Origin of the sequence: Streptomyces sp. NPDC006265, from assembly GCF_040613555.1 — a bacterium.
Classification (GTDB): Bacteria; Actinomycetota; Actinomycetes; order Streptomycetales; family Streptomycetaceae; genus Streptomyces.
Window position 1 is genome coordinate 1 of the sequence record NZ_JBEXSH010000872.1, and the last position, 3779, is coordinate 3779.

The 3779-nt window shown below is 71.8% G+C and carries 2 protein-coding genes; one reads left to right on the forward strand and one right to left on the reverse strand.

All coding sequences use genetic code 11. From position 1 onward, the window contains the following. Positions 1-2616, reverse strand: a 2616-nt coding sequence (locus ABZ281_RS41850; protein ID WP_356663180.1) for a nitrate- and nitrite sensing domain-containing protein, incomplete at its 3' end; no start/stop codon positions are given. 419 nt (positions 2617-3035) lie between these two features. Here ABZ281_RS41850 and ABZ281_RS41855 point away from each other — a divergent pair. Next, positions 3036-3596 (forward strand): hypothetical protein, encoded by a 561-nt coding sequence (locus tag ABZ281_RS41855; RefSeq protein ID WP_356663182.1) that lies wholly within the window; start codon positions 3036-3038, stop codon positions 3594-3596. The last annotated feature ends 183 nt before the right edge of the window (positions 3597-3779 follow it).

The window sequence follows — 3779 nt, forward strand, 5'->3', positions numbered from 1 at the left end:
GGTGTGGTCCTCGGCGCGGTCGGCCGCGCCGATGCCGCGTCGGAAGGAGTCGGCCCCGCGACGGCGGGCCGGCAGCGGTGGCGGTGCGTCCGGCAGGGCGTCGCCCCGTCCGCTGGCGGACGAGGGGTTGTCGGTGCGGCGCCGGGCCGGAAGAGCGGACGCGGGTTCGGATCCCGGCCGACCGGTGGCCCGGCTGCCCGTGGGCTCCTCGTCCCGGCGGCGTGACGGGAGTGCGGAGGTGGGGCTCGACTCAGTTCGGCCGATGGCCGTGGTGGTCTCCTCGTCCGTCTTCCCCCGCCGGGAGCGCTGCTCGGTGACCGGGCGCCCGTGCGAGCTGACCAGCTTGGGGGTGTGGCGGCGAGGCAGCGGGACCGGAGCACTCAGCTCGTCGTCCCCGTCCCCCGTGCCACGGGAGTCGGCGGTCTGCCGACGCGGATCGGTGCGGCGGCCCGCGGTCTCGTCCGGGGCGCGGGTGAGGGAGTGGCGGGGGCGGAACAGGCCGCCGTGTTCGCCGTCCTCGTCCTCGATGGCTCCGGGGATGTCTCCGATGGCGTCCAGGTCGACGGGCGCCTCCAACTCGACCGGTCCGTCCAGCAGGGAGGCTGGCAGGCCGGGGCGCTGTGCGGACGCCTGGGACAGCGCGGCACGGCGGCTGCCCTGCGGTTCGCTCTCCGGGGCCTGCTGGGGGCGGTCGAGCCGGAACCCGATGCCGTTGGTGTCCGGGACGTCGTCCGTCAGCAGCGCGTCGGGGATGAAGACCACGGCGGTCGTGCCGCCGTACGGGGAGGGCTGCAGGGAAACCCGGACGTTCTGGCGCTGGGCGAGCCGGCTGACCACGAACAGACCGAGCCGGTCGGTGTCGGAGAGCTCGAACTCCGGTGTCTCGGCGAGCCGGAGGTTTGCGTCCAAAAGCGCCTCGGCCGCCATACCGAGGCCGCGGTCGTGAATCTCCAGGGTGAAGCCGTTGGCGACGCGTTCGCCCAGGACCTGGACGGCGGTGTGCGGTGGCGAGAAGACCGTGGCGTTCTCCAGCAGTTCGGCCACGAGGTGCGTGAGGTCGGCGACGGCCGGGCCGCTGATGGCGAGCCGCGGAAGACGGCGGACCTCGATGCGTTCGTAGTCCTCGACCTCGGCGACGGCGGCGCGCACGACGTCCATCAGTTGCACGGGCTTGCGCCACTGCCGGGAGGGCGCGGCGCCGGAGAGGATCACCAGGCCTTCGGCGTGCCGGCGCATGCGGGTGGTCAGGTGGTCGAGGCGGAACAGGTCGGCGAGTTCTTCGGTGTCCTCGGTCCGCCGCTCCATGGCGTCGAGGAGGGTGAGCTGCTTGTGGAGCAGGACCTGGCTGCGGCGCGCGAGGTTGACGAAGACCTCGGAGACGCCGGCGCGCAGTTCGGCCTGCTTGACGGCGGCTTCGACGGCGGCGCGCTGCAGGGTGTTGAGGGCCTGGCCGACCTCGCCCATCTCGTTCTTGTCGTATTCGAGGCGAGGGACCTCGGTCTCGACGTCGACCTGCTCGCCCGCGGAGAGGCGGCGCATGACACTGGGCAGCCGTACTCCGGACGCTTCGTGGGCCTCCAGGCGCAGTTGCCGCAGATCCCGGATGAGGGTGCGGCCGACGCGCACGGACAGGAAGAGGGAGAGCAGGAGCGCGATCAGGCCGAGTGCACCGGCGATGACGGCCTTGGCGATGACGCCGACGGCCACGGGGTGGACGCGGTCCTGGTAGCGGTCGTTGGCCTGGTCGTTGAGGGTGCCGAGCTCGTCGAGCACATTGCCGGCGGCGCTGTCCCAGCTCTTGGCGGAGACGCCGCGGGGACTTCCGTCCCCGGAGGAGACGGCGGCTTCCTCGGCCACGCGCAAGGGAGCGGAGGATGCGTTCTTCCAGAAGCTCTGGTAGCGGTCGCGTTCCGCCACGGGCAGCAGCGGCAGGTTGACGTCGTACACCAGGGTGCGCTGAGCCACGAGGTCGGAGATGTCCCGCTCCTCGGAGTGCGAGATCCGGCCGACGATCAGGGCGGAGCCGAGGAGGGCGTCCTCGCGGGAGAGCAGCTCGCGGGCGCGAGCGAGGTTGACCAGCGCGCGGTACTGCTTGTCCAGTTCGATGTTGTCGACCACGTGCAGGTTGGCGAGGAGGACGTAGCAGGGGTCGACCAGCCGGTTGTAGAGGTCGAGGGCCTGGGTGCGGTTGACGGTGCCGTCCTCGACGCTGCGGCGCAGCGACTCGATGCCGTCGAAGGCGTCCAGGACGGCGGTCAGCCGCTCGTCGGTGTCCGCTCCCATCGCGTCGCGCACGTCGGGGTTCCGGGCGTTCTCGCGGATGCTGCCGACGGCCTTGTCGGTGGCGTTCCGGCTGCGCCGGAGCGCGGCGAGGCCGTCGGACGCGCGGGGGTCGGCGAGGTAGACGAGGGTCTGGCGGCGTTCCTGCTGGAGGACGCGGACGGTGTCCTCGACGGGGTAGCCGATCTTCTCCACCACGGACGACACGTTGAAGAGGTCGCCGGCCTCACGTCCCGTGAGCACCGTGGCGAAGGCCCAGATCGCGGTCAGGGACACCAGCGGCACGAGAAGAAGCGCCACGATCTTCCGGCGGATGGACTTCCCGCGAAAGCGCATGGCCTCCCCCAGCTCGGGCCCCCGACTACCGGGGGTACACATGTGCGTCAACAAACGGCGCGAGCCTACTACCGACCCACAGGGAACTCGAAGACCGGTCCGGAACCTGAACTTCCGCGCCAGCCACGAGGCATGGCGAGTTGTCCGGCCATTGCGGGAGTTGTCTCCCTGAAACCGGTGGTCGCGGCGGGGTCCAATCCCCCAACCGCGCCAGGATGGTTGGCTGAAACTCTTCGGTTCCCGGGAATCTTCGTGAGGAGTTGTTCGTCCTTCTCTATGGGAAACGGGGGCGGAATCGGCCACAGGAGCCGCGTCCCGCACCTGGGCGGCGTAAAACAGCGCAAGCCGGGCAGCCACTGGGGAACACGGGTCTTCGGATGCGAGCGAGCGGTCTGCTGGCGGTGGGGAGTGACACGGTGATGGGCACGGCGGCACTGCGCGGTGCGCCCAGGGCGAGTGGGGCGCAGCTGACGGGACCTCGGGATCCCGAGGCGACCGATCGCGACAATTCCGGGGGCGCGGCGGAGCCCTTGGGGCGAGAGTCGGGGGCCCCGGCTCACGAGGCTGGTCGTGGCGCCCGCGAGCAGCACTACCGGCCCTTGTGGGTCGAGGAGCCCGCGCGGCGGCGTCGCTTGCCGGATCCGGTGCGGACTGCGGCGGTACGGGCGGTCCTCCTCATTGCAGTGACGCTGATCCAGGCGATGGTGGCCTTCCTGTGCACGATGGCCGGGTCCTGGCTGGCGTTCCCCATGGTGATCAGCAGTGTGGTCAGCACGATCGCGGCCACTTGGGGAGCGCTCGACGTGTGGGTCACGCGCCAGGTCTGGAACCAGCGCAACGGCGTGGTGTCCGTGCCGAGCAGCACGGCGCGTGCCCTGCGGCGCGAGCGGCGCCGGACCCGGAGGCAGGAGCGGGCGGCCGAGCGGGCGCAGGAGCGGATACGCCGGCGGGGTGGAGCCGGGCAGCTGTCCCACTCGTGAGGCATGGCGACGGGGAGCCGGGGCGAGGCGCCCGGATGCGAGACTGCCCGCCGGGCCGAGACTCGACCCGGCACCTCCTCACCGTGGGGCCGACCGCGCCCGCCCCTTCCCCGCGCCTCGCGCGAGTTCGCGTCTCGTCCTCATGAACGGACGTGGGCGGTCCACGGCGAGTACAGCCGTCCC

Coding starts and splice junctions, on each gene's coding strand:
- ABZ281_RS41855 (WP_356663182.1), top strand. CDS start 3,036: ATGGGCACGGCGGCACTGCGCGGTGCGCCCAGGGCGAGTGGGGCGCAG.